This is a genomic window from Campylobacter sp. MG1 (genome assembly GCF_026616895.1).
Classification (GTDB): Bacteria; Campylobacterota; Campylobacteria; order Campylobacterales; family Campylobacteraceae; genus Campylobacter_E.
In genome coordinates, this window is record NZ_JANYME010000007.1 from 1 (window position 1) to 22,683 (window position 22,683).

Sequence of the window (22,683 nt, forward strand, 5' to 3'; positions counted from 1 at the left end):
TTTTTTTATTATTATATTCATTTATTACTTTAAAAACTATTTATTGGTTAGCCTTTTTAAAACCTTTACTTTAAATAATTTGCTTAATTATGTTTTTTAGTATGAGATTATAAAAATAGATATTTTAAATGATACTTATACAATATAGCTCTTACTTTTTTATATAGGTTTTTTATTTGCTTTAAGTAGTTTTAGTATATGCTAGAAGTATTTATAAGTTATATGTATAAAATATTTATATGAGTATGCTTATTTAATTTAAGTAGCTTTATATGTTTAAAGAATTATGTATTTAATAAGCTTAGATGATTAATTGTTTTTTAGGTAGCTAAAGTTAAAGCAATATGATAATAATATTTAGACATAAGCCATAATCTCATATGAAAACATCATTAAGGTAATATGAGTGGTTGAAAAATAATATTGGTAGTGAAGGATTGTAATTAAATATTATTTTTTCCAATTTTAATTAAGTAATATTATTGGTAGCAAATTTCTTATTTATGCTATCAAATCTTTATCTTTAATAAGCAATATTAGTAGTAAATGAGGTGTTTATACAATTAGGTTTATTTAAATAGAGTTTATTTAAAACAAAGTTTTTAAAAAACGAAGTGTCTAAGTTTTTAAAAATTAAGCTTATATAAAATTTGGATTTAAATTCTTTTGCAGTAATTAGGGCTTAGATTGTTTTTAGAAGATAAGTAATTAGTACTAAAATGTTTTTATGCTAAGTTTAATCAGTGATTTAAAGTAATAAAAATTAAACTTAATTAAATACTTTAGAGTAAGTTAATACCTAAGCTTAGTAAGTAATTAAATTAATTAGATTGATTATATAAAAGTATTTATTACGCATATAAAACATAATTAGGATATAAGTTTTTAGTGTTGGGGGGGGGTAGATTAAGTTTTATATAGGTTCAAAATATTTGAATAATAAAACTATATAAACTAAATTTATACCTTTACAGGATAAATAATGTTTTTAAAAGCTTTTTTAATGAAATAAATAAGCTGTGGATAATATAGATTTAATGATGTTGGGTAGTGAATTTAGATAAAGACATGTAAGAGCAGTTTTTAAAAGTCCTTGAAAATTCAAATTCTTATGAAGACGCTATGAATAAGCTTTTAAATCAAGATATAAAACAAGACAAGCTAGAAAACATAATGGCTCAAGTTTTAACAAATATTAGTTTAAAAGGCTTAAGTGATGAATGATTTAAGCGATGTATTTAAACTAAACCCTTTAACGCAATTAAATACTTTAATGATGAATTACCTAAAGATTATGATTTAGATAAACTTCGCTTTAGTGCATATAATCACACATTTTTAATAAGTGGGATAAGTGAGATAGAAATGCTTAAAAGAATGCATAGCATACTTAAAAAGGCTTATTTAATGGTGCAAGCTTTAAAGATTGCGTAAAAGAGCTAGAAAGCATTAGCGGACTTCATAAACACCATTTAAAAGTTGTCTTTAATCAAAACCTAAGATAAGTATATGGTTTGGCAAGATTTAAAAAAATAACTTATAAGCGATAAGCCTTACTTAAGATATGTAGCGATTATGGATAATAGGGTTAGAGTTGCCCTTAAAGTCTTTTACGGGTTAATTTTACCTAAGGAGCATTATTGTTGGCGTAATAATTATCCACCGAATGGCTGGGGTTGTAGGTGTAAAACACAGGTTTTAAGTCTTGATGAAGCAAAAGATAATGAAGCTATAAATTTTTATAAAATATATTATTTTATAAATATTTTTATTTTAAAAATAATACAAGCTAGTTTAAATGTGAAATTTTATTTTATGTATTATTAAATTAAGCAAATATATAATTTACAAAAACAAATAGGAAAGTTTATGAAAAAATTATTTTTTATATTTTTATGTTTTATGATTTTAAATGCTGATATAAAAAGCTTAAAAGATAGCTGTTATGATGGAGATTTTGAAGCTTGCGGGACTTTAGCTTTAATGTATGCTAAAGGTGATGGTGTGAGTATGGATAAAAAAACAGCAGCATTTTTTTATGCACAAGCTTATAATATTTTATCCGAAGAGCCTAAAAGTGAGTCTAATTTTCATAAACAAAACGCAGCTAATTTATCAATAATAATTTCTGATATTTCTGCTTTTTATGTAGCACAAGGTAGATTTGCTAAGATTAGCGATATGACTTATGCACCTATAAATCCTAATGGAGAGTTTTTAATAAATGGTATTGTGCTTGTATAAAAGTAAGTGCTAAAAATAGTATTTTGCGTATTAAAAATATAAATGCAAATGATAAAAATTGTAAAGAATTTTTCGCAAGTGATGAAGCAAAAAAGCTGCTAGATAAAGATTTAAATGAAGTTAGTGAGATTGAATATGACTTTAGTGATAATAAAATCTTATTTTAAGAATTATTATAAAAATTATGATTGTATAAATTTATAAAAGTAGATTGTTACTCTTTAAAAATCAAATTCCTAATTGAAATTCTAGAGCATTAAAAGTATTTAAAAGCTAAGTTTAGCTTAATTTTATTGTTAAAATAAATTAGACACTAAAATGTTTGAAATTCCTTAATATGTTTTAAGGTAAAATTTTAATTTTTAAGAGTTTAAGTTATTGCATTTTATTAATGAAGCTTGGAATTTATCCTTAAAATAAATTCCAATAAATCTTAAATTGTAATAACTAAAATTAGCGTTCCATATACCAAGTATTATTTATCTTTATAAGGTTCATTTCTTTAGAAAAACTTTCACCATTATTAAATGTTACTTTAATCTAACTCCAGCTTCGCCTCCTAACTCATAGTCTAAGCTTGTTTCTATTGATTTAATACTACCCATTTCTTTAATGCTCTTTGCTTTATAAGACATTTTTTCTAATAAATTTTTTTATCTTCTGATTTAAAATTAAAGCACTTAACAGCTTGTTTATCTTCTTCAATCACTAACTTCAAACATTTTTTAACTACAACATCTGGAGTATCATCAGCTTTAGGAGTATCACTCCCACAAGCAACTAACATAGATGCAAATATTGCAAAACTTAATAATTTTTTCATTTAATCTCCTTTTGATTTGGTTTAAAGCTTAATGCTTTTTGTAAAATCAGTATAATACACCCTCCCCCATTCTTAATTTTTGTTTAAATTGTATTTAAATTTATTTTTTTGTATTTTAAATGTATCAAGTATAAAAGTTAATTATTTTAAATATGGGTATTATTTATAGTATGAGCATACATTGATATTAAATAATAAATTATATGTTTAATTATAGGTGTATTTATTTAATTTTAAATAATTAGCAAAATTATTAAAACAATTTCAATTACCCTAAATTTTCTTATTTATATAGGTTATTAGTAGTATAAGAGATTAAATTAATTACACAAGTAGTTATACAAACTTTCTCCTTATTAATGTTTGCTTCTATCAACTTTAATTGCGATTTTTGTAAAATCACCCCTTATATTATCATCATCTATTAGATTTGTAATGACTGCTTTATATGTTTTATTTTCAGGTATAAAGTAAAATCCAAGATATCTTATTGCTACATGAACCTTTTCATTTTTAATATTTATACTTATTCTACCACTTACTCTTGTATTTTCATTTGGTGTAGCGACTTTATCAAATACTAATATCTCATCACCATCTTTAGTAAGCTCATATATTTTAATATCGAGAGCAAGTGGATAATAAGGATTATTTCGTATATCATTTTCTAGTTTTTCATCGTATAAATGAACTGAGTAAAAATTCTTACCTACTTTACCATATTCAAAACGCAAAGGATAAAAAGCATAAAGTCCTAAATGCTCTCCTATATCTTTTCTTTGTGGCTTAAAGATTATTTCAAATTTAGTGCCTTTTTTGCTTAAATCAAATAAAGTATATATGGGAGTTTTTGGTATTTTATCTTTATGAACAAATTCAAAAGCATTTAAATTAAAAACTAGCATAAGTAATAAACAAATTTTTTTAAGCATTTATTCTCCTTTATTTTTTTCATATCATAGCATTATTTAAGAATATTTTTTGGTTTGTAAATGTATTTTAGAGTTGAAATATAATTTTTAAATTCTTAGAATTTAAATATTTTTATTGCTTTATTTTGCTATATGTAAAAATTACTTATTTTTCATCTCATTATTATTAATAAAATTGTCTATAAATATATCATTGCATTCTTCACCACCACGCACACTTATATTTTTATTGCATAATTCTACACCAGCTGCTCTCTGAAATGGAGAAGTTTTGTCAAAGATTATAGCATATAAAGAAAAAGGTGTGCCGGTTTTATAAGCGAGAATACTCTGAGCTATTTTTTTATTATTAATCCTATCTTTTATATAAGCAAAGTATTCAAATTTAGTCCAAAGTTTATCTTTTATATCAGGATAATCACATATATATTCATAATCAGAATTTGTGCATTTTACATATTCATATCTTGATAATTCATTTTTATCTATCTCTACTCTTGCTATACATTTACCTTTGTAGAATTCTTCAATTTTGACACTCTTTTTTCTATAAGCTTCCATCATATCTATAATTAGATATCTTATTCTAACTTCTGGCATATTATGTTTTTGTATTAAATATTTTATTAAATCTTTTATTTCAGTAGGAATTTTTTCATGAAACATATTTTTTCTTAAATAATCTTCCCAAAAAACATTACTATTACCTGCTAAATATTTTTTATAATATTTATTATATAGTTCTAAAAATTCTTCATACTCTACAAAACCTTTAGTTCCATCGCTTCTATCATATTCCAATGTAAACAATAGCTTATACTCTAAATCTTTTGAAACCATACAATTTTTATCATCTTCATTGCTTGAATAAAATCTAAAATATTTTCCATTATTTATAGGATGGTCGCTTATTTCCTTATATTCAATATATTTTATTTTATTATCCAAAAGTGATAGCATATAAAAATCTGGTAATATAGAGCCAATCCATCCTCCTATATAATATTCGCTTATTTTATATCTCTCTTTATCCATAAGATTAACCTTATATTCACCAATATATAGCGAATTTCCTTTAAAAGTCTCAAGGTATGTATTTGTAGCATATTTATTAGCATTGTAATAAAAAACAACATTTGTTATAAATATATCACCAAAAAATGCAAAAAACCAAATAGCAAACCACATTAGTTTTCTTTTAAAACCTTTTGGTTTAATTAAAACAATAAAAAATGTAATAAGCACAATAATATGCAATAAAATAAATTCCATTTTCAACACCTAATTATTTTTCATATCATAGCATTTACTTAAATAAAAATATCAAAGTTATAGAATTTAAATTAAGTATTTTCGTTTTTAAAGCTTTTCATAAATATAACCATATTTATCAAAATAAATTTTAAGCTCTTTTATATTGATATTATGATTATCTTTAAAATACTTTTCAAGCTCGTGATATTTTTCAATGCTTAATATATTTATAATCTTTTCATCTTGCAATAAAATTACCGAATCCATTACCTTATAGTATTTTAGTTTAAGCGTAAATATGTAATAAAATAATTTAAGAATAAAATTTATAAAGTATTGTAAGATAGTAGCAGGTAGCAAAAAAATCCATAAAATTTGAATTACTTCATGGGGTTTTTGTGATTTATGATGAACTACCGAAAAGCTTTTGTATATCTTAAAAGGCTTATTTAAATCAATACTTTCTAAAACTTCGCCATTATTTAGATAATTAATGGTATTTTTAGTAATTATGATTTCTCTTTTACACTTTATAAAAGGTCTTATGTAAGGTAGTGCTAAAAATGGCATAATTATAAAAACATTTCTATAAAGTGAAGAGCTAGGATTATCTGTTAGAAAATACGCAATATAACTTATTATCATACAAACAAAAGCAGGTAAAAAATCAAAAAATGCATTAATATCCTTGATAATTAGCGGCTCTTTATCGTAATCTCTTTGCAAGTCATATTCCTAAATTCCTAATTTAATATAAAAATTATAGTGAATTAAATTATTTATTTGTTTTTAATTATAATCTTATTAATTTTCTTTTAAAAAATATTTTTTTTAAGTTTATTTTAATGTTTTCATACTAGAATTACGCCACATTTTTAATTTAAAAGGAGAAAAAAATGAAAAAGTTATTATTTTCAACAGTTATTTTAGGTGCATTATTTTCAGTAAATGCTATCGCAGAAGAAAATGCTGAAGCAGCTCAAGCTCCAGTTGTAGAACAAACTCAAGCAGTAGAAAATACTGATGCAAATGCACAACCAGCAGCAGAAGAAGTAGCTCCAGCAGCAGAAGAAAAAGCAGAAAGCAAATAATTAATTTTTTAAGCTATCGCATTGCGATAGCTCTTCTAATTCTTAACAAAATATTAAAAATAACACTAAAAATAAAAAATAATCTTAAAGCTTTACGAATTTACACAGTTGAGATATTTTTTTATAATTTATTATTGTATTTTATATTAAATTTATTATTTTAAGACAAAATTAAAAGATTTTCTTAATTAAGGAGAAGTATGGAAAAGGTAAATTTTGGTATTGCTGCACTACTTAATAACAGCAATGGTTCTAGTGTGCTTGAGCTTAATTTTTATAGCACATTTATTTGTATTATGTTGGTTCTTATTTTAGGAAGAGTTGTAACAAATTGCTCTAGCTTTCTAAGAAATTATGATATCCCAGAGCCTGTAACTGGTGGTATCATAGTAGCATTTATTTTATTCTTATCTAGTTATTATGCAAATTTTACTGTAAAATTCGCAGAAGATATAAAAACCCCACTTTTATTAGCATTTTATGCAACGGTTGGGCTTAGTGCTGATTTTAATAGTATTAAAAAAGGTGGAAAATTGCTAATAACTTTTGCGATTGCTGTTTTTGCTCTATTAGTAGTTCAAAACGCAATTGGTGTTGGAGTAATGAGTGCTATGGGTGAAAATCCATTAATAGGCTTACTTGGTGGCTCAATCACACTTAGTGGTGGACACGGAACTGGTGCTGCTTGGGGAGCTACATTTCAAGAATCACCTTATAATTTCGCACAAGCAACCGATATAGCAATGGCGTGTGCTACTTATGGACTTATTGCAGGTGGTTTAATTGGTGGTCCTATGGCTAATTACTTAGTAAAGAAATTTAATCTAAAAAGCGATGAAATAGAAAGTAGTGAACAATCAAGTGATGAAGCATTTACAAGTCCGCAAAAAGTAAGATTAATTACAAGCTATAGTTTTATTACAAGCTTAAGTTTAATTGCTCTTGCTTTAGTGATTGGTAATGCGATTGATTATGCGTGTCAAGCAGCAAATGTAGCTACAAATAAAGAAAATGGCTTTTTAAAATTTTTAGATAGCATGCCAACATTTGTATGGTGCTTATTTTCAGGTATTATTATTAGAAATGGCTTTAGCTCACTAAATATTCATAAAGTATTTGATAGAGAAGTAGGTGTGATAGGAAATGTGGCTTTATCATTATTCCTTGCTATGTCAATTATGACTTTAAATATCGTTGAACTTATAAAATTAGCTGTTCCTATTACTATTTTATTGGTAATTCAAACGATAGCAATTATTATTTATGTAAGATATGTAACCTTTGTTATTTGTGGCAAAAACTACGCAGCAGCTTGCCTTGTAGCAGGACATTGTGGCTTTGGTATGGGTGCAACTCCAACTGCGATTGCAAATCTTCAAGCAGTAACAAATCACTTCGGACCTTGCAAAATAGCATTTATTATCGTTCCTATTATGGGTGGATTTTTAGTAGATATTGTAAATGCTCTTGTTGTTAATGGCTTTGTTGGATTTTTATTTTAATTCCTAGATTTTCTAGGAATTACATTCTTTTGGGGTTTTTAAATCAGGTAAAGTAAAATTAGCCTTTTTTAAAAGCTCTAAAATCTCTTTAGTATTTTCATAATTTATCTCATAATAAATAAACGCCCCACTTCTACTAGCTATCAATAAATCAGCATCTTTTAATATCTTTAAATGCCTTGAAATCCTAGACTGAAGCATTTCAAAACTCTCACATATCTCACATACGCAACATTTTTTGTGAATATCTAAAAAAGCTAATATTTTAAGCCTAGTTTCATCATTTATAGCTGCTGTATAATTTAATAACTTCTTCATTTTAATCCTTAAATTTATTTTTATTAATATTAACAATTTTTACCAAAACTAACATTAAAGGCACTTCAATTAAAACCCCTACAACACAAACTAAAGTAGCAAAAGAACCAAGTCCAAACAAAGCAATACTAACTCCAACAGCAAGTTCAAAGAAATTTGAAGCACCTATTAATATACTAGCTGAAGCAATATCAAAAGGTAATTTTAATTTTAGTGCTAAATAAAATCCTAGTAAAAATACTAAAAAAGTTTGAATAAGTAAAACTACCGAAATTAGAATAATTAAAATAGGATTATTTATGATATTTTGCCCTTGAAATACGAAAATAATTATTAAAGTTAATAAAAGTCCTAAAATCGTAAATTTATCAAATTTAGGCAAAAACAAATTCTCATAATAATTTAAGCCTTTTTTGTTGATTATTTTATTTCTTATAAAAATACTTATAAATAATGGTAAAAATACATATAAAATAGTAGATAAAATAAGCGTTGTAAAAGAAATACTAATATCATTACGACTTAATAAAAATGAAGCTATAGGCACAAAAGCAAACAAAATTATCAAATCATTACTAGCAACTTGTATTAAAGTATAATTAGCATTAGCACGAGTTAGTCTAGCCCATACAAATACCATAGCAGTGCAAGGTGCAACCCCAAGCAACACAGCTCCAGCTAAAAGTTCATAATAATTTTCAAATTGATAAATATATTTAAAAAATAAAATTGCTATTAAATACATTGAAATTGGTTTAAATATCCAATTTATAAACCAAGTTAAATATAAACCTTTTGGATTTTTAAAGCTATGTTTTAAACTTGCAAAATCAATCTTTAAAAACATAGGAATTATCATAATCCATAGTAAAACTAACATTACAAAAGATATATTTGCATATTCAAATGATTTTAAAAAACTTGCGAAATTAGGTAAAAAATAGCCTAATAAAGTGCCAATTATCATACATATAATCACCCAAAAACTTAAATTTTTTTCAAAAAAACTAATATCATTTTTCATCTAAAACTCCTATATTTTTTAAAAACTCATCAATTTTTTTATCAATTTCATAAATTGTTTTAATAAAATCTTTTTTACTATAATCACTCGGATCAGCTATACCAAAATCATATCTTGCAATATTATGCTTTAAGCTAGGACATTCTACATTACACCCCATAGTTATCACATAATCAATATCAGCAAGGCTATCAATTAGCTTTGATTTTTCTTTGCTTATATCTATATTAAATTCGCTTTTTAAATACCTAATAGCCTTAGGATTAATAGGCTTTAAAGATGTTCCTGCAGAATAAAACTCAATATTATTTAATCTTTTTGATTTTGCTAGAGCTTCGGCGATTTGACTTCTACAAGAATTATGCACGCAAATGAAAGCTACTTTCATAAAAACTCCTTAGTAAAATAAATAAAGTAAAATTCCAAAAATATTTGCCATTGATAAAATACTAAGTATAAATATTATCATCATACGAATTTTAAACATTGACTTAAGTAAAATTAATTCAGGCAAAGAACAACCCCCACCAGCTATTAAAAAACTAAAAAATATACCGATAGGAAACCCAACATTTATTAAAGTTACTCCCAATGGAATAATCAAGCAAGTTTGTATATAAAGCAACAAACCAACAAAACTAGCCAAAAATATACCATAAATTCCAAAACTAGATAAATAATCTTTAATAAATTCAACAGGCATAAAATTATGCAAAAAAGCACCTATTAACATACCAAATAATACATAATAAAAAATATCCTTATATGATTTTAAAGACTTGTATAAACATTCATACAAATTAAGCTTGGTATTTTGATTAAATTGAAATTCTTTAGTTACAATATCTTTTAATAGCAATCTTGCAGGTATTAAACCTATTAAATAGCTTATAATAAATACAAATATAACTATATAAATAATGTAATAAAAAGTTATGCTAAAACCAAATGCACTAAGTAGCATAGTAATTAGCATAGGATTAATTAATGGCGAAGTTAGTAAAAAAGCACTAGCTACTCCGTGATTAATATTGTTTTTAATTAAAGAATTAAAAACAGGTATAGTTGAACAAGAACAAAAAGTAGTAATTGAGCCTAAAAATATTGCTATAAAATATGAAAAAACATTATTTTTTAAATATTTATTAAAGCTATATCTTGAATTAATATAAAACATAATCATATTGATAAAAATAAATAAAAAGCTTATTTCAGCAGTTAAAAACAAAAACTCATAAAAAGTTTCTAATAATTTCTCACTTGTAAATTCCATAAAAATCCTTTTTCAAAATAAAATAATTTTGAAAATTTATTATAGTATTCTAAATATCAAGTTATCTTGATATATTATAAATATATTAAATACTTTTCACAAGATTTCAATCAAAATAGCTATGAGAATTTAAAATTAAGAATTTTTATAAATATTTTAATTACTAATACAATTTTTACTATTTTTAAGCTTCTTTTTAGGATTTGGCAATTCATCAACCATTGCTATTACAATCATACTCAAAAGCTCTTTATCTTCTTTATCAAACAAAACCATCTCATTTTTTGCACCCTTAAAAGGCAATAAAAAAGTAGGTTCATTTAAGTATTTCAACACTGATTTTGTAGGTTTTAATAGTAATTGATTATCAAAAATACCACCTATAACCTTATCTTTATAATACAGCATATATTCACTAAACATATATTTATATCTTATATTCAATCCATCAAACAAGTCTAAAACATACTCCAAATAATCCTTACTTGTAGCCATCAAAACTCCTTTAATAATTTTATATCAATTATATAAAAATTAATATATTTTTAAGAATGGGGGGGGGGTAAAATCTAATTTTAGGAGAAATTATGAAAATTTTATTATGGACTATTTTAATTTTAGTGGTAATTTTGGGATTAATATATATTTTTGGTTATTGGGATAAATTTATTGAAAATTTAATGTTTGTAGTTTTTTGCATACCTTTAGCATTTTATTATGGATTTGGGTATCTTATGGATAGTAGGTGTAAAGAGTGTAAGAAATTTTTGTAGTAAAATGTATTGATAGCGAAATTATAAAAGAAATGCATAGGTCAAAAGATGTAAAAATCAAAGAAAACGGAAAAGAAAGATATGTAAGAAAGGTATTTAGGATACGTAAGATTAAAGAATATTGTGAATGTAAAAATTGCGGGTATGAATTTATTAGATATAAAGATAAAAAAGAAGAAGTATAATGAAAACACAATATTTTAAATTTAATTAAAATTATTTTAGATTAATTTTTTTTGTTTTGTAAAAATAATAAAAATTGAAAAATTTGATATTTTACGATAAATGGTAGCTGTAAAAATACTCAAAAAGAGCATTATTAAATTTTATGAAATTTTGACTTGAAAACTTAAATTTAAAAGCTATAATTCGTGCATTTTTAATAAAAGGAAAGTTGTGGCGGAAATTAAAATTCAAGATTATACTTTAAAGGCATTTGATTTAAATACTAAAGATATTATGCAAAAATATTTAAATGAATTTGATATAAATGTGAGTGATTATTCTTTTTGTGCTAATTATATTTGGCTTTCTAAAGCTAGTGGATTTTATACTATTATTAACAATACTTTTTGCTTGTTTGTTATGAATGGCGGTGAGTTATCTATGCTTTTACCACCTTTAGGAAAGCCAAAAGATTGCTATGATACCATACCAGAATGTTTTAATATAATGAACGCTAATAATTCATCAAATTATTATTCTAAAATAGAGTATGTGTGCGATTCTTTTTTGGAGGGTTTTATAACATATACTCAAGAAGGCGAAGTAATTTTTAGTTCTTTGGATAATTATATTATAGAAAAAAAATTAGCTGATTATATTTATATAAGTGATGATTTAATAGAGTTAAAAGGTAATTCATATCATACTAAAAGGACAGAAATTAATAAATTTAAAAGAGTTTATCCAAATTATGTCATAAAAGAATTAGACCATAATGAACATTCAAATGATATTAAAATTCTTTTTGACAAATGGGTCAGTGATAGAATAAAATATGTTCCTAAAGCAGAAGTAGATGCATTTTTAGATGGAATTTATCAAGAAAGATTAGCTATAAAAAGATGTTTGCAAGATTATGAAAAATTAGAATTGGTTGGTTTAGTAATTTATATTGATGACGAATTAAAAGGTTTTACAATAGGTGAAAAAATTTGTAGTGATACCGCTAGTGTGTTAATTGAAAAAACAGATTTTGAAACTCTTGGTTGTGCTCAATTTATTTTTAGAGAATTTTCTAAATTTTTGAAAGATAAATATAATTGTAAATATATAAATGTTGGCGATGATATGGGTTTTGAAAATTTAAAAAAGGTAAAAATGTCTTATCGTCCTGAAAAGATTATTCCAAAATATACAATTTATCAAAAATTATGATAATTTTAGCTGATAAATCACATATTAATTCATTACTTGAAATAGAATATGAATGCTTTCAAAATGATTGTTTTAAATTAAGTAAGGATAATTTTTTATACCACATAAAAAAGCAAAATATCTTTGTTTTTTTATGTGATAATGTAGTAGCTGGTTATATATTGATATTAAGATATAAAAAATCTATTAGAATATATTCAATAGCTGTTAAAAATAATTATAAAAATATGGGTATAGGCAAAACATTATGTGATTATGCTATAGAATATTCTAAATTAAATTTAAAAAATAAATTATATTTAGAAGTTAGGGTGAGTAATTTTTCAGCTATTAAATTATACGAAAAGTTAGGGTTTAAATTTTACAAAAAGCTACAAAATTATTATTGTGATGAAGATGGTATAAAAATGTTTTTAAATATTTTTTAATATATATTTAAAGTTATTTATAAAATATCATTAGAATATAAACAAATTTTAACAAAAGGATGATTATGAAAAAAGTATTATTAAGTTTAACATTGGTTTCATCGTTATTTGCAGCAACTAATTGTGATAAAGTTTTAGATAAACTTGACACACAAATTGAAAAAGTTAAATCTCAGAAAAAACCAAATCCATTAAGGTTAGAATATTTAGAAAATCAAAAAAATGAGATTAGCAAAAATTGTGTTGATGGTAAAATAGATAGTATTAAATTAAAACAAATCAAAGCCGATACTAAATATGATTATGAAAGCAAAAAATTAAAAATCAAAGAAGATAAACTTGAAGCTAAAAAAGCTAAATTAAATGATGATTATAAGAACGAACAAGATAAGATAAAAGCTAAACAAGATAAAGAAGAGAAAAAATTAATTCAAAAAGAACAAAAAGCTAAGAAAAAAGCTGAAAAAATCGAGAATAAAGATATTAATAACGAAGTAGAACAATAAAATATTTCTAAGCCACTTTAATAAGTGGCTAAATTTACACACATTACTAATAAAAAATATAAAAAAATATAAAAGTATCATAATATTTATTATAATAAAATTGGTATTTAACAAAATACTTAATTTATTTTTAGGAGTTTTTATGTGTGCTAAAAAAGGTATATTTTCTTTTTATTTTCATACAAATTTATTGTATAGAATATTGTTTGCACTTGTTTTAGGTTCGTGTTTGGGTATGTTTATTGATAAAAACGATACTCTAATTAATTTTATATCTTTATTCGGTGATTTGTTTATTAGATTATTAAAGATGATTATGGTTCCTATCATTACTTTTTCTTTAATTATTGGAACATCTAGTATATCACCTGCAAGACTTGGGAAAGTCGGTTTAAAATCAATTTTATTTTATTTTTTTACATCACTTTGTGCTATTATCATAGGACTTGGTTGTGGTTTAGTTTTTAATACTGGGGGGGGGCTTAGAACTATCTAATGATATACAAGCTGTTGCAAAATCTTCAAACGCTCCATCAATAAGTCAAATTTTATTAAATATAATTCCTACAAATCCTTTTTCATCTATTGCACAAGGTGAAATTTTACCTATTATTTGTTTTTGTTTATTCTTTGGTATCGGACTTGCATATTGTAAGGATAGTGATGATTTAAGAATTAAAAATTCAGCAAGTATTGTTTATGATTTTATAGATGGTTGCGCTGAAATTATGTTTAAAATTGTTAAGTGGGTAATGCAATATGCACCTATAGGAGTTTTTGCTCTTATGTTTGTAGTATTTAATAAAAATGGTGCCGAAGCTTTTGGCTCGTTAGCAAATGTTACCATTTCGCTTTATGTAGGTTTAGCTTTACAAATATTTTTGGTATATTGTGTAATTTGCTTATTTATAAAAATTAGCCCATTAGATTTTTTAAAAAAAGTTCGTCCACCTATGATTACAGCTTTTGTTACTAGAAGTTCAAATGGAACTCTTCCTATATCTATGCAAACAGCTGAAAATGATATGGGAGTTCCTAAAAGTATTTATGGTTTTGTTTTGCCAGTAGGTGCTACTGTTAATATGAACGGAACAACTGTTTATTTAGGTGTGTGCTCATTGTTTATGGCAAATGCTTGTGGAGTAGATTTAACTTTTAATAATTATATAACTATTGTTGTTACAAGCTTATTAGCGGCTATAGGAACTGCTGGAATTCCTGGTGCCGGTGCTATTATGTTATTGTTGGTGTTAGAATCAATTGGTTTAAAGGTTGAAGGCATTGTTGCTATTGCTTATGGAATGATTTTTGCTATGGATGCAATACTTGATATGGGTAGAACATCTATGAATGTTGTAGGCGATATGATAGCTTCAGTATATGTAGCAAAAAGTGAAAATGAATTGGATATGAGCAAATGGCAAAAATGAAAACCATAGGAATTATTGGTGGAATGGGTGCTTTAGCTACTGCTGATTTATTTTATAAAATCATTAATGAAACAAAGGCTAGTAAGGATGGTGAAAATATCCCATTAATAATTGATAATAATACACAAATACCAGATAGAACAGAGTTTATTTTAGGTAATGGAGAAAATCCATTACCAGAATTGATAAAAAGTGCAAAAAGGTTGAAAAATTCAGGTTGTGAGCTTATTGTTTTAGCTTGTAATACAGCACATTTTTTTGCCGATGAGATAATAAAGCAAGTTGATATACAAATACTTCATATTGCTAAAAATACCATAAATGTAGTTAATCATAAATTTAAAAATGTAAAAAAAGTAGCAGTAATTGCTACAACAGCTACTAAAAAAACTGGTATTTATGATAAAGAATTAATCAAATTTGGATTTGAAAGTGTATATATTGATGATATTATGCAAAATGATATAATGTCTTGTATTTATGATGGTGCAAAAGCGGGTAAAATTACAGAATATTTGCCTAAATTTGAATCAATTTTAAATAGAATAAAAGCTGATATTTATATAGCAGCTTGTACTGAAATTCCATTATTTTTACCTTATTTAGAAAATAAATTTAATTTTATAGACCCTACGCTTGAACTTGCAAAGGAGATAATAAAATATTCTCGTGATATTAAAATTATTTAATTTACAAAATTTATTAAAATTGAATGAAGTTATTAGCCAAGGATAATTTACTTGGCTAAAATTGTAATTTATTTAAAATTAAAAAAATATGTAAGTTTAAAGCAGCAAAAACAACTAAAAAATTTTAATATAAAATTAATTATATATTTATAGTTTTGTTAGTATTAAAATAACCTATTATAGGTTATTTTAATAAAAGATTTTAGTTAATTTTTGGGATAGAATTAATAAGTTTTTTACTGAAATTATCTTTAGGGTTTTTAAAAATTTCTTCTACATTACCACTTTCTACAATTTTACCTGCGTTCATAACCAACATTCTATCACTTATGTGGCGAACGACACTTAAATCATGGCTAATAAAAATATATGTAAGTTTAAATTCATCTTGTAAATCTAATAAAAGATTTAAAACTTGTGCTTGAATGCTAACATCAAGAGCGCTTACAGGTTCATCACAAATTATAACTTCAGGTTTCATAATCAAAGCTCTTGCAATACCTATTCTTTGGCGTTGTCCTCCGCTAAATTCATGTGCAAATCTTTTTGAATATTCAGGTTTTAGTCCAACTTTAAGCATTGTATAATCTATCAAATCATTTCTTTCGTTAAGATTTAAATTTGTATTTAAAAGCAAAGGCTCTTCTATAATTTTTCTTATATTCCAACGAGGGTTTAAACTTGAATATGGATCTTGAAAAATCATTTGAACGCTTTTTCTGTAATTTTTCCAATCATTTTTGTTAAATTTTGTTATATTTTGATTTTTAAATAAAATTTCTCCATTTGTTGGTTTATCAATTCCTACTAAAAGTTTAGCTGTTGAACTTTTACCACAACCACTTTCACCGACTATTGCTAAGGTTTCGCCTTTAAAAACGTCAAAATCTATACCATCAACTGATTTTATTAAATCATATTTTAAAAACCCAGTCTTAATTTTATGATGGATTTTTAAGTTTTTTATACTAAATAATTTCATCTTAACTCTTTTTTAAATTTTAGATAATCTATATTTTCATCAACAAAACTAAGCCTACTTTTAGGAATTTTATTTATTGGATTTGCACCTAATAGTGCTTGTGTGTATGGATGCTTAGGATTATTTAATACAACTTGGCAGCTACCACTTTCAAGTGCTACACCTTTATATACTACTAAAATATCATCTGCTATTGTATTTACTACTCCTAAATCATGTGTTATAAATAATATTGACATTTTATATTCGTTTTGTAATTCTTTCATAAGTTCTAAAACCTGTGCTTGAATGCTAACATCAAGTGCTGTTGTAGGCTCATCAGCTATTAATAATTTTGGCTTACAAATTACAGCCATTGCTATCATAACTCTTTGTCTTTGACCACCACTTAATTTAAAAGGATAATCTTTTAGTCTTTTTTCAGGCTCTTTTATACCAACTTTATTTAGTATATTTATAATTTTTTCAATTCTATCTTTTTTATTTAAATTTGGTTCATGCTCTTTTAAGACCTCTTCTAATTGATAACCTATAGTTAAAACTGGATTTAAACTTGTCATAGGTTCTTGAAAAATCATAGCAATTTCTTTACCACGAATATTTCTTAATTTTTTTTCTTGTAACTTTAAAAGGTCTTCATTATTATATATAATTTTACCACTATTAATGACAGCGGTTTTTGCTAATAATCCCATAATTGCTAGACTTGTTACACTTTTTCCACTACCACTTTCTCCAACTATGCAAAGTGTTTTATTTTCTTTAAGTTCAAAAGAAAAATCTTTAATTGCATGAATTAATCCATAATCACTCTTAAAAGATATGCTTAAATTTTCTACCTTTAACATTTTTTATACCTTTGGATTTAATGCGTCGCTTAATGCGTCACCTACTAAGTTTATGCCTAAAACGGTAAGAAATATTGCTAGACCTGGATATAAAATAAGCCAATATGCCGTACTTATATATTCAAGTGAATTTGTTAACATACTTCCCCATTCAGCCATTGGTGGTTGTGCTCCTAACCCAAGAAAACTAAGTCCAGCAGCTTCAAGTATAGCACTAGCAAAACCCATTGTAGCTTGAACTATAATAGGGCTTAGACAATTTCCTAATATTACATTTAACATTAATCTAATATCACTTGAGCCATTTAGTTTAGAGGCAATTACATATTCTTTATTTTTTTCAGCCATTACTAAAGCTCTAATTATTCTTGCATAAGTTGGAATTCCTACAATTCCTATAGCTATCATTGCGTTATTAAGGCTTGGTCCTAATATTGCTACAACTACGATTGCTAATAAAATAGAAGGGATTGTTAGCATAATATCAATTAATCTCATAATTAAATTATCAATAAAACCACCATAAAATCCAGCTAACATTCCTAAAATAAGTCCAAATATTAATGATATTCCAACGCTAATAAAACCTATTTTGATAGATACACTAGCACCATATATTAATCTACTTAAAACATCTCTTCCAAATTCATCAGTCCCTAAAATATGTGTAAGTGAACCACCTTCGTTATAAAATGGAGGGATTAATCTATTTGCTAAGTTTTGACTAGCTTCATCAAAAGGAGCTATAAATGGTGCAAAAATAGCACAAAATATAAGAACCATTGTTATAAAAAGTCCAAAACAAGCAAAATAATTCTTTTTAAATTGTAAAATTATTCTATCCATCATTTTAGCCTTATTTTAGGATTTACAACTGCATATAAAATATCAGTAATTAAATTTATACTTACATAAATAATTGCAATAATTAAAGTTGTTCCTTGGATAATCGGAAAATCCCTTTGATTTACTGCATTTACGAGCCATTTTCCTATACCTGGCCAAGAAAATGTTGATTCTGTTAATATAGCCCCTCCTAAAAGTGTGCCCATCATAAGTCCTATTATTGTAATTACAGGTATTAGTGCATTTTTTAATGCGTGAATTAAAATAACTCTAATTCCACTAAGTCCTTTTGCTTTTGCTGTTTTTATATAATCTTCTTTTAATACCCCACTCATGCTTGCACGACTCATTCTAGCAATTATTGCCATAGGAATTGTTCCTAGTGCAAAAGCTGGCATCAAAATATGTTTAAATGCATCAAAAAAGGCTGGATAATCTTTGTTTAAAAGAGTATCAATTAGATAAAATCCAGTAATTTCATCAACCCAAAATTCATATCCAAGTCGCCCTGAAACAGGTAAAAGTTCTAAATAAATGCTAAATAAATATATAAGCATAAGTCCTAGCCAAAATACTGGCATAGAAACACCTGTAAGTGATATAAAAGTAGATAAATAATCAAATTTAGAATATCTATAAACAGCTGATATTACACCCATAATAACGCCAAAAATAATAGCGAAAAACATAGCTACAATTGCAAGTTCAGCAGTTGCAAAAAATCTTTCTTTAAATTCAACTAAGACAGGTTGCTTTGATTTTAACGAAACCCCAAAATCACCTTTAATTGCCTTAGAAATAAAATTTATATATTGTTCATTTAGTGGTTTATCTAGCCCCATTTCTTTATTAAATTTTTCTATGCTTTCAGCTGTAGCATGTTCGCCTAAAATCGCTAAAGCAGGTTCTCCTGGTGTTAAATGCAACATAGAAAAAACCAATAAAGAAACACCAAATAAAGTTGGAATTACCCATAAAATTCTTTTTATTAAATAGCTAATCATTATAATCCTTAAACTAGGCTAAAAGCCTAGTTTTTATTTTTCTATCCAAACGGTATGAAATCTTCTTTTACCAACAGGGTCAATTTCAAAACCTTGAATTTTTTTAAGCATAGGAACAACATTCACAGCATTTGCAATTGTTACCCAAGGAGCATCTTTAGCAAATATTTTTTGAGCTTCTTCATATAGTTTTACACGTTCTTCTTGATTTGGAGTTTCTTTTGCTTTAGTTACAAGGTTGTTAAACTCATCATTTTCCCACGCTGAATAGTTATTTGCTGGTAGTTTTGCTGCTGCTTTGCTTAATAATGCGTATAAGAAATTATCAGGGTCCCCATTATCTCCTGTCCAACCACTAAACATAATATCGTGTTCTAAATTTTTAGATTTTTCTAAGTAGGTTGTGTAATCATATGTAGCAATCTTTGCTTCAATTCCAATTTTTGCTAAATCAGCCTGAACAACTTCCGCAACTCTTTTTCCATCAGGCATATAAGGTCTTGAAACTGGTAGAACCCACATATTTGTTTTAAATCCATTAGGATATCCTGCTTGTACTAATAATTCTTTAGCTTTTTTAGGGTCATAATCATATTTTGCAATATCATTTGTATAACTCCACATACTAGGTGGGATAGGAGAATCAGCCACACTTCCTAAACCTTCATAAATTGCATCAACTATTGCTTTTTTATTAATAGCGTGATTAATTGCTTGACGAACTAAAGGATTTTTAAATTCAGCTCTTTTTTGATTCATAGCCATATATCCTACATTCATACCTTCTTTTTTCATTACTTTTATATTTGGGTTTTTTTCTAGATCTTTTAATTCTGCTGGATTTGGAAAATCCATTACTTGAATTTGTCCTGCTTTAAGCTCTGCTGCTCTAACGCTAGGATTTGGAATTACACGAATAATTAGTCTATCAAGATGAGGTTTTCCTCCCCAATATTCTTTGTTTGCATTGAATATCATTTTGTCATCTTTCTTCCAATCAACTAACACAAATGGTCCTGTGCCTACTGGAAGTCTTGTGATATCTTGAGCTTTATTTTTAGCTAAAAGTTCATTTGCATATTTTTCACATAAAATACTAGCAAAATCCATTGCCATATTTGCTAAAAACGGAGCTTCTCTTTTCTTTAGTGTTACTTTTACTGTATATTTATCTATTTTTTCTACATCTTTTACGATATTATCCATATCCATAGCACTCCAATAATCGTGTGGACCATTTATTTTATTATATGGATGTTTTTCATCAAATTGTCTTTTTAGCGAGAATACAACATCATCAGCTGTCATTTCAACTTTTTCATTAAAATATTTTGTCGGAGCAAAATATACTCCTTCTCTTAAATGAAAAATATATGTAAGCCCATCTTCACTTATCTCATAACTTTTTGCAAGTGCAGGTTCTATTTCTGTACTACCCAATTTAAATTGAACTAAAGTATCATAAACCTGTGTAGTTCCATAAAAACTTTCACCATCTGTAGCTTTTGATGGGTCAAGTGTGCTTGAATCTCCACTTCTACCAAAAACTAAAACACCACCATCAACTGGATTAGCATAAAGCATATTAAAAGCAACTAATGAGCTTAACAAAAACATTTTTTTCATTTTTTCTCCTTTTAAATTATTTTTTAATCCAAACTGTATCAAATCTTAAACCTCCGATATTATTTACTTCAAAACCTTCAATATTTTTTTGCATAGGATAAATATCGTAAATATTTGCTAAAGTAACCCAAGGCGATTCTTCTCCAAATATTTCTTGTGCTTTTTTATACAATTCTTCACGTTCTTTTTGATTTGAAATTTCTTTTGCTTTTGTAATTAATGCATCAAATTCATCGTTTGACCAAGCAGAAAAATTACCAGCAGGTTTTATAATTGCATTTTTACTTAACATTATATATAAGAAATTATCAGGGTCTCCATTATCTCCTTGCCAACCATTCATAGACATATCGTGTTCTAAATTTTTAATTATTTTTAAATAAGTTGTAAAATCATAGTTTTGTATTTTTACATTAATTCCAACTTTTGCTAAATCAGCTTGTATTGCTTCAGCAGCTTTTTTGCTATCTTGCGATGGTCTAGATAATAAATTTATACTAAAACCATCAGGGTATCCTGCTTTTATTAGCAATTCTTTTGCTTTTTTTGGGTTATACTCATATTTTTTTATATTTTCATTAAAACCCCACATTGATATTGGAACTGGGGAATAAGCTACTCTTGCATAATCTTCATATACTGTTTTTATTATTGCTTCTTTATTGATAGCATGGTTTATAGCCTGTCTTACAAGTGGATTTTTAAACCATTCTTTTGTCATATTCATTGACATATAATATACATTTACACCAGGCTTTTTTTCAATTTTAATATTTTCTATTTTTGCTAAATTTTCAAGTTCAGTAAAATTTGGTTTATCCATAATATGAATTTGCCCAGCTTTAAGTTCGGCTGCACGAACACTTGCATTAGGAACTACTTTTATTATCAATCTATCTAAATAAGGTTTTTTATCATCCCAATAATTTTTATTAGCCTGTAGTACTATGGCGTCATCTTTTTTCCAACTAACAAATACAAAAGGACCAGTTCCAACAGGATATCGATTTAAGTCAGTAGCTTTATTTTCAGATAAAAGCTTATCAGCATATTTTTTGGAAACAATACTCATAAAGTCCATTGCCATATTCGCTAAAAATGGAGCTTCATTTTTTTTAAGAGTTATTTTTACAGTATAATTATCAATTTTTTCTACATCTTTTACTACATCATTCATACCCATAGAAACCCAATAATCATAAGAACCAGTAATGCTATGATAAGGATTATTTTCATCAAATTGTCTTTTTAGCGAGAATACAACATCATCAGCTGTCATTTCAACTTTTTCATTAAAATATTTTGTCGGAGCAAAATATACGCCTTCTCTTAAATGAAAAATATATGTAAGCCCATCTTCACTTATTTCATAACTTTTTGCAAGTGCAGGTTCTATTTCTGTTGAACCTTTTTTAAACCTTACTAAAGTATCATAAATTTGTCTTGTTGCATATATACTTTCAGCATCAGTAACATGTGCAGGGTCTAGCAAACTAGCATCTGAAGTTCTAGCAAATACCAATGTTCCACCATAGTTAGGGTTTGCGTAAAGCATATTAAATGCTATTAATGAACTTAACAAAAACATCTTTTTCATATTTTTTCTCCACCTATTCAATATATGTTTTAAATTTACTTTAAAAATGATAATTTGCATAGCATATTATAAGAAAAATAAATTGTATGTGTAAATTTGTAACATTAATTAAA

28 protein-coding genes are annotated in these 22,683 nt (G+C 25.9%); 13 read left to right on the forward strand and 15 right to left on the reverse strand.

The genetic code is table 11. The features are described 5' to 3' along the window. Positions 1 to 1,575 precede the first annotated feature (1,575 nt). Genes NY022_RS06700 through NY022_RS06710 form a run of 3 tightly spaced genes read left to right on the forward strand, consistent with a single transcriptional unit; the run spans position 1,576 to position 2,411 of the window. Positions 1,576 to 1,827, forward strand: a complete 252-nt coding sequence (locus tag NY022_RS06700; protein ID WP_324287469.1) for a hypothetical protein — start codon at positions 1,576 to 1,578, stop codon at positions 1,825 to 1,827. 42 nt (positions 1,828 to 1,869) lie between these two features. Beyond that, positions 1,870 to 2,244, forward strand: coding sequence for a hypothetical protein (locus NY022_RS06705; protein ID WP_267524654.1), 375 nt, complete (start codon positions 1,870 to 1,872; stop codon positions 2,242 to 2,244). A gap of 23 nt (positions 2,245 to 2,267) precedes the next feature. After that, positions 2,268 to 2,411 (forward strand): hypothetical protein, encoded by a 144-nt coding sequence (locus NY022_RS06710; RefSeq protein WP_267524656.1) that lies wholly within the window; start codon positions 2,268 to 2,270, stop codon positions 2,409 to 2,411. 473 nt (positions 2,412 to 2,884) lie between these two features. Here NY022_RS06710 and NY022_RS06715 read toward each other — a convergent pair whose 3' ends face one another. The 4 genes from NY022_RS06715 to NY022_RS06730 form a co-directional block, all read right to left on the reverse strand. Then, complete coding sequence (locus tag NY022_RS06715; protein WP_267524658.1) at positions 2,885 to 3,067, reverse strand: hypothetical protein; 183 nt, start codon at positions 3,065 to 3,067, stop codon at positions 2,885 to 2,887. 356 nt (positions 3,068 to 3,423) lie between these two features. Continuing rightward, complete coding sequence (locus NY022_RS06720) at positions 3,424 to 3,999, reverse strand: hypothetical protein (RefSeq protein ID WP_267524660.1); 576 nt, start codon at positions 3,997 to 3,999, stop codon at positions 3,424 to 3,426. 141 nt (positions 4,000 to 4,140) lie between these two features. After that, on the reverse strand, positions 4,141 to 5,271 hold the full coding sequence (locus tag NY022_RS06725) for a hypothetical protein (RefSeq protein ID WP_267524661.1): 1,131 nt from the start codon (positions 5,269 to 5,271) through the stop codon (positions 4,141 to 4,143). An 87-nt stretch (positions 5,272 to 5,358) separates the two neighbouring features. After that, positions 5,359 to 5,979, reverse strand: coding sequence for a hypothetical protein (locus tag NY022_RS06730; RefSeq protein ID WP_267524662.1), 621 nt, complete (start codon positions 5,977 to 5,979; stop codon positions 5,359 to 5,361). Between the two features lie 170 nt (positions 5,980 to 6,149). Here NY022_RS06730 and NY022_RS06735 point away from each other — a divergent pair, with 170 nt between their 5' ends. Both NY022_RS06735 and gltS read left to right on the forward strand, forming a co-directional pair. Further along, the gene (locus NY022_RS06735) at positions 6,150 to 6,344 is read left to right on the forward strand and encodes a hypothetical protein (protein WP_267524663.1); all 195 of its coding nucleotides are present in this window, start codon (positions 6,150 to 6,152) and stop codon (positions 6,342 to 6,344) included. 200 nt (positions 6,345 to 6,544) lie between these two features. Continuing rightward, positions 6,545 to 7,846 (forward strand): sodium/glutamate symporter, encoded by a 1,302-nt coding sequence (gene gltS / locus NY022_RS06740; protein WP_267524665.1) that lies wholly within the window; start codon positions 6,545 to 6,547, stop codon positions 7,844 to 7,846. A 12-nt stretch (positions 7,847 to 7,858) separates the two neighbouring features. Here the strand turns inward: gltS and NY022_RS06745 are convergent, their stop codons facing one another. From NY022_RS06745 to NY022_RS06765, 5 genes are all read right to left on the reverse strand, one after another. Beyond that, a complete protein-coding gene (locus tag NY022_RS06745; protein ID WP_267524666.1) occupies positions 7,859 to 8,164 on the reverse strand; it encodes an ArsR/SmtB family transcription factor in 306 nt (101 codons plus the stop codon). Position 8,165: 1 nt separating this feature from the next. Continuing rightward, positions 8,166 to 9,188 carry an ACR3 family arsenite efflux transporter gene (gene arsB, locus NY022_RS06750; RefSeq protein ID WP_267524667.1) on the reverse strand — a complete coding sequence of 341 codons (1,023 nt, stop codon included), beginning with the start codon at positions 9,186 to 9,188 and terminating at the stop codon, positions 8,166 to 8,168. After that, complete coding sequence (locus NY022_RS06755) at positions 9,178 to 9,576, reverse strand: arsenate reductase ArsC (protein WP_267524668.1); 399 nt, start codon at positions 9,574 to 9,576, stop codon at positions 9,178 to 9,180. Before NY022_RS06755 ends, arsB begins: the two co-directional genes overlap by 11 nt. A 9-nt stretch (positions 9,577 to 9,585) precedes the next feature. After that, the gene (locus NY022_RS06760) at positions 9,586 to 10,461 is read right to left on the reverse strand and encodes a permease (RefSeq protein WP_267524669.1); all 876 of its coding nucleotides are present in this window, start codon (positions 10,459 to 10,461) and stop codon (positions 9,586 to 9,588) included. 156 nt (positions 10,462 to 10,617) lie between these two features. Further along, on the reverse strand, positions 10,618 to 10,956 hold the full coding sequence (locus NY022_RS06765) for a TfoX/Sxy family protein (protein WP_239803477.1): 339 nt from the start codon (positions 10,954 to 10,956) through the stop codon (positions 10,618 to 10,620). Between the two features lie 92 nt (positions 10,957 to 11,048). Between NY022_RS06765 and NY022_RS06770 the strand changes: the two genes are divergently transcribed. The 8 genes from NY022_RS06770 (at position 11,049) to NY022_RS06805 (ending at position 15,667) form a co-directional block, all read left to right on the forward strand. Further along, positions 11,049 to 11,234, forward strand: coding sequence for a hypothetical protein (locus tag NY022_RS06770; protein ID WP_267524670.1), 186 nt, complete (start codon positions 11,049 to 11,051; stop codon positions 11,232 to 11,234). A 32-nt stretch (positions 11,235 to 11,266) separates the two neighbouring features. Further along, a complete protein-coding gene (locus tag NY022_RS06775; protein ID WP_267524671.1) occupies positions 11,267 to 11,419 on the forward strand; it encodes a hypothetical protein in 153 nt (50 codons plus the stop codon). Between the two features lie 211 nt (positions 11,420 to 11,630). After that, positions 11,631 to 12,614 carry a DUF2156 domain-containing protein gene (locus tag NY022_RS06780; RefSeq protein WP_267524672.1) on the forward strand — a complete coding sequence of 328 codons (984 nt, stop codon included), beginning with the start codon at positions 11,631 to 11,633 and terminating at the stop codon, positions 12,612 to 12,614. Beyond that, entirely contained in the window at positions 12,611 to 13,042 is a 432-nt protein-coding gene (locus NY022_RS06785) for a GNAT family N-acetyltransferase (RefSeq protein WP_267524673.1), read from the forward strand. The genes NY022_RS06780 and NY022_RS06785 overlap by 4 nt, the downstream gene beginning before the upstream one ends. A 65-nt stretch (positions 13,043 to 13,107) precedes the next feature. After that, positions 13,108 to 13,548 carry a hypothetical protein gene (locus tag NY022_RS06790; RefSeq protein ID WP_267524674.1) on the forward strand — a complete coding sequence of 147 codons (441 nt, stop codon included), beginning with the start codon at positions 13,108 to 13,110 and terminating at the stop codon, positions 13,546 to 13,548. A gap of 142 nt (positions 13,549 to 13,690) precedes the next feature. Then, the gene (locus tag NY022_RS06795; protein WP_267524675.1) at positions 13,691 to 14,044 is read left to right on the forward strand and encodes a cation:dicarboxylate symporter family transporter; all 354 of its coding nucleotides are present in this window, start codon (positions 13,691 to 13,693) and stop codon (positions 14,042 to 14,044) included. 40 nt (positions 14,045 to 14,084) lie between these two features. After that, entirely contained in the window at positions 14,085 to 14,978 is an 894-nt protein-coding gene (locus tag NY022_RS06800; protein WP_267524809.1) for a dicarboxylate/amino acid:cation symporter, read from the forward strand. Further along, on the forward strand, positions 14,975 to 15,667 hold the full coding sequence (locus NY022_RS06805; protein ID WP_267524811.1) for an aspartate/glutamate racemase family protein: 693 nt from the start codon (positions 14,975 to 14,977) through the stop codon (positions 15,665 to 15,667). Before NY022_RS06800 ends, NY022_RS06805 begins: the two co-directional genes overlap by 4 nt. 202 nt (positions 15,668 to 15,869) lie before the next feature. On the opposite strand, the gene NY022_RS06810 is transcribed toward NY022_RS06805, so the two are convergent. The 6 genes from NY022_RS06810 to NY022_RS06835 are packed head-to-tail and all read right to left on the reverse strand — an operon-like array spanning position 15,870 to position 22,570. Continuing rightward, a complete protein-coding gene (locus NY022_RS06810; RefSeq protein WP_267524676.1) occupies positions 15,870 to 16,649 on the reverse strand; it encodes an ATP-binding cassette domain-containing protein in 780 nt (259 codons plus the stop codon). Then, entirely contained in the window at positions 16,646 to 17,497 is an 852-nt protein-coding gene (locus tag NY022_RS06815; RefSeq protein WP_267524677.1) for an ABC transporter ATP-binding protein, read from the reverse strand. The genes NY022_RS06810 and NY022_RS06815 overlap by 4 nt, the downstream gene beginning before the upstream one ends. A 3-nt stretch (positions 17,498 to 17,500) precedes the next feature. Next, positions 17,501 to 18,343 carry an ABC transporter permease gene (locus NY022_RS06820; RefSeq protein WP_267524678.1) on the reverse strand — a complete coding sequence of 281 codons (843 nt, stop codon included), beginning with the start codon at positions 18,341 to 18,343 and terminating at the stop codon, positions 17,501 to 17,503. Then, entirely contained in the window at positions 18,343 to 19,347 is a 1,005-nt protein-coding gene (locus NY022_RS06825) for an ABC transporter permease (protein ID WP_267524679.1), read from the reverse strand. Before NY022_RS06825 ends, NY022_RS06820 begins: the two co-directional genes overlap by 1 nt. 33 nt (positions 19,348 to 19,380) lie before the next feature. Continuing rightward, a complete protein-coding gene (locus tag NY022_RS06830) occupies positions 19,381 to 20,973 on the reverse strand; it encodes an ABC transporter substrate-binding protein (protein WP_267524680.1) in 1,593 nt (530 codons plus the stop codon). Between the two features lie 16 nt (positions 20,974 to 20,989). Then, the gene (locus tag NY022_RS06835; protein ID WP_267524681.1) at positions 20,990 to 22,570 is read right to left on the reverse strand and encodes an ABC transporter substrate-binding protein; all 1,581 of its coding nucleotides are present in this window, start codon (positions 22,568 to 22,570) and stop codon (positions 20,990 to 20,992) included. Positions 22,571 to 22,683 lie beyond the last annotated feature (113 nt).

Excerpts from the sequence above, each read along its gene's own strand:
- NY022_RS06700 (WP_324287469.1), top strand. The coding sequence starts at position 1,576 with ATGGATAATAGGGTTAGAGTTGCCCTTAAAGTCTTTTACGGGTTAATT.
- NY022_RS06705 (WP_267524654.1), top strand. The coding sequence starts at position 1,870 with ATGAAAAAATTATTTTTTATATTTTTATGTTTTATGATTTTAAATGCT.
- NY022_RS06715 (WP_267524658.1), bottom strand. The coding sequence starts at position 3,067 with ATGAAAAAATTATTAAGTTTTGCAATATTTGCATCTATGTTAGTTGCT.
- NY022_RS06720 (WP_267524660.1), bottom strand. The coding sequence starts at position 3,999 with ATGCTTAAAAAAATTTGTTTATTACTTATGCTAGTTTTTAATTTAAAT.
- NY022_RS06725 (WP_267524661.1), bottom strand. The coding sequence starts at position 5,271 with ATGGAATTTATTTTATTGCATATTATTGTGCTTATTACATTTTTTATT.
- NY022_RS06735 (WP_267524663.1), top strand. The coding sequence starts at position 6,150 with ATGAAAAAGTTATTATTTTCAACAGTTATTTTAGGTGCATTATTTTCA.
- gltS (WP_267524665.1), top strand. The coding sequence starts at position 6,545 with ATGGAAAAGGTAAATTTTGGTATTGCTGCACTACTTAATAACAGCAAT.
- NY022_RS06745 (WP_267524666.1), bottom strand. The coding sequence starts at position 8,164 with ATGAAGAAGTTATTAAATTATACAGCAGCTATAAATGATGAAACTAGG.
- arsB (WP_267524667.1), bottom strand. The coding sequence starts at position 9,188 with ATGAAAAATGATATTAGTTTTTTTGAAAAAAATTTAAGTTTTTGGGTG.
- NY022_RS06755 (WP_267524668.1), bottom strand. The coding sequence starts at position 9,576 with ATGAAAGTAGCTTTCATTTGCGTGCATAATTCTTGTAGAAGTCAAATC.
- NY022_RS06760 (WP_267524669.1), bottom strand. The coding sequence starts at position 10,461 with ATGGAATTTACAAGTGAGAAATTATTAGAAACTTTTTATGAGTTTTTG.
- NY022_RS06765 (WP_239803477.1), bottom strand. The coding sequence starts at position 10,956 with ATGGCTACAAGTAAGGATTATTTGGAGTATGTTTTAGACTTGTTTGAT.
- NY022_RS06770 (WP_267524670.1), top strand. The coding sequence starts at position 11,049 with ATGAAAATTTTATTATGGACTATTTTAATTTTAGTGGTAATTTTGGGA.
- NY022_RS06775 (WP_267524671.1), top strand. The coding sequence starts at position 11,267 with ATGCATAGGTCAAAAGATGTAAAAATCAAAGAAAACGGAAAAGAAAGA.
- NY022_RS06785 (WP_267524673.1), top strand. The coding sequence starts at position 12,611 with ATGATAATTTTAGCTGATAAATCACATATTAATTCATTACTTGAAATA.
- NY022_RS06790 (WP_267524674.1), top strand. The coding sequence starts at position 13,108 with ATGAAAAAAGTATTATTAAGTTTAACATTGGTTTCATCGTTATTTGCA.
- NY022_RS06795 (WP_267524675.1), top strand. The coding sequence starts at position 13,691 with ATGTGTGCTAAAAAAGGTATATTTTCTTTTTATTTTCATACAAATTTA.
- NY022_RS06805 (WP_267524811.1), top strand. The coding sequence starts at position 14,975 with ATGAAAACCATAGGAATTATTGGTGGAATGGGTGCTTTAGCTACTGCT.
- NY022_RS06810 (WP_267524676.1), bottom strand. The coding sequence starts at position 16,649 with ATGAAATTATTTAGTATAAAAAACTTAAAAATCCATCATAAAATTAAG.
- NY022_RS06815 (WP_267524677.1), bottom strand. The coding sequence starts at position 17,497 with ATGTTAAAGGTAGAAAATTTAAGCATATCTTTTAAGAGTGATTATGGA.
- NY022_RS06820 (WP_267524678.1), bottom strand. The coding sequence starts at position 18,343 with ATGGATAGAATAATTTTACAATTTAAAAAGAATTATTTTGCTTGTTTT.
- NY022_RS06825 (WP_267524679.1), bottom strand. The coding sequence starts at position 19,347 with ATGATTAGCTATTTAATAAAAAGAATTTTATGGGTAATTCCAACTTTA.
- NY022_RS06830 (WP_267524680.1), bottom strand. The coding sequence starts at position 20,973 with ATGAAAAAAATGTTTTTGTTAAGCTCATTAGTTGCTTTTAATATGCTT.
- NY022_RS06835 (WP_267524681.1), bottom strand. The coding sequence starts at position 22,570 with ATGAAAAAGATGTTTTTGTTAAGTTCATTAATAGCATTTAATATGCTT.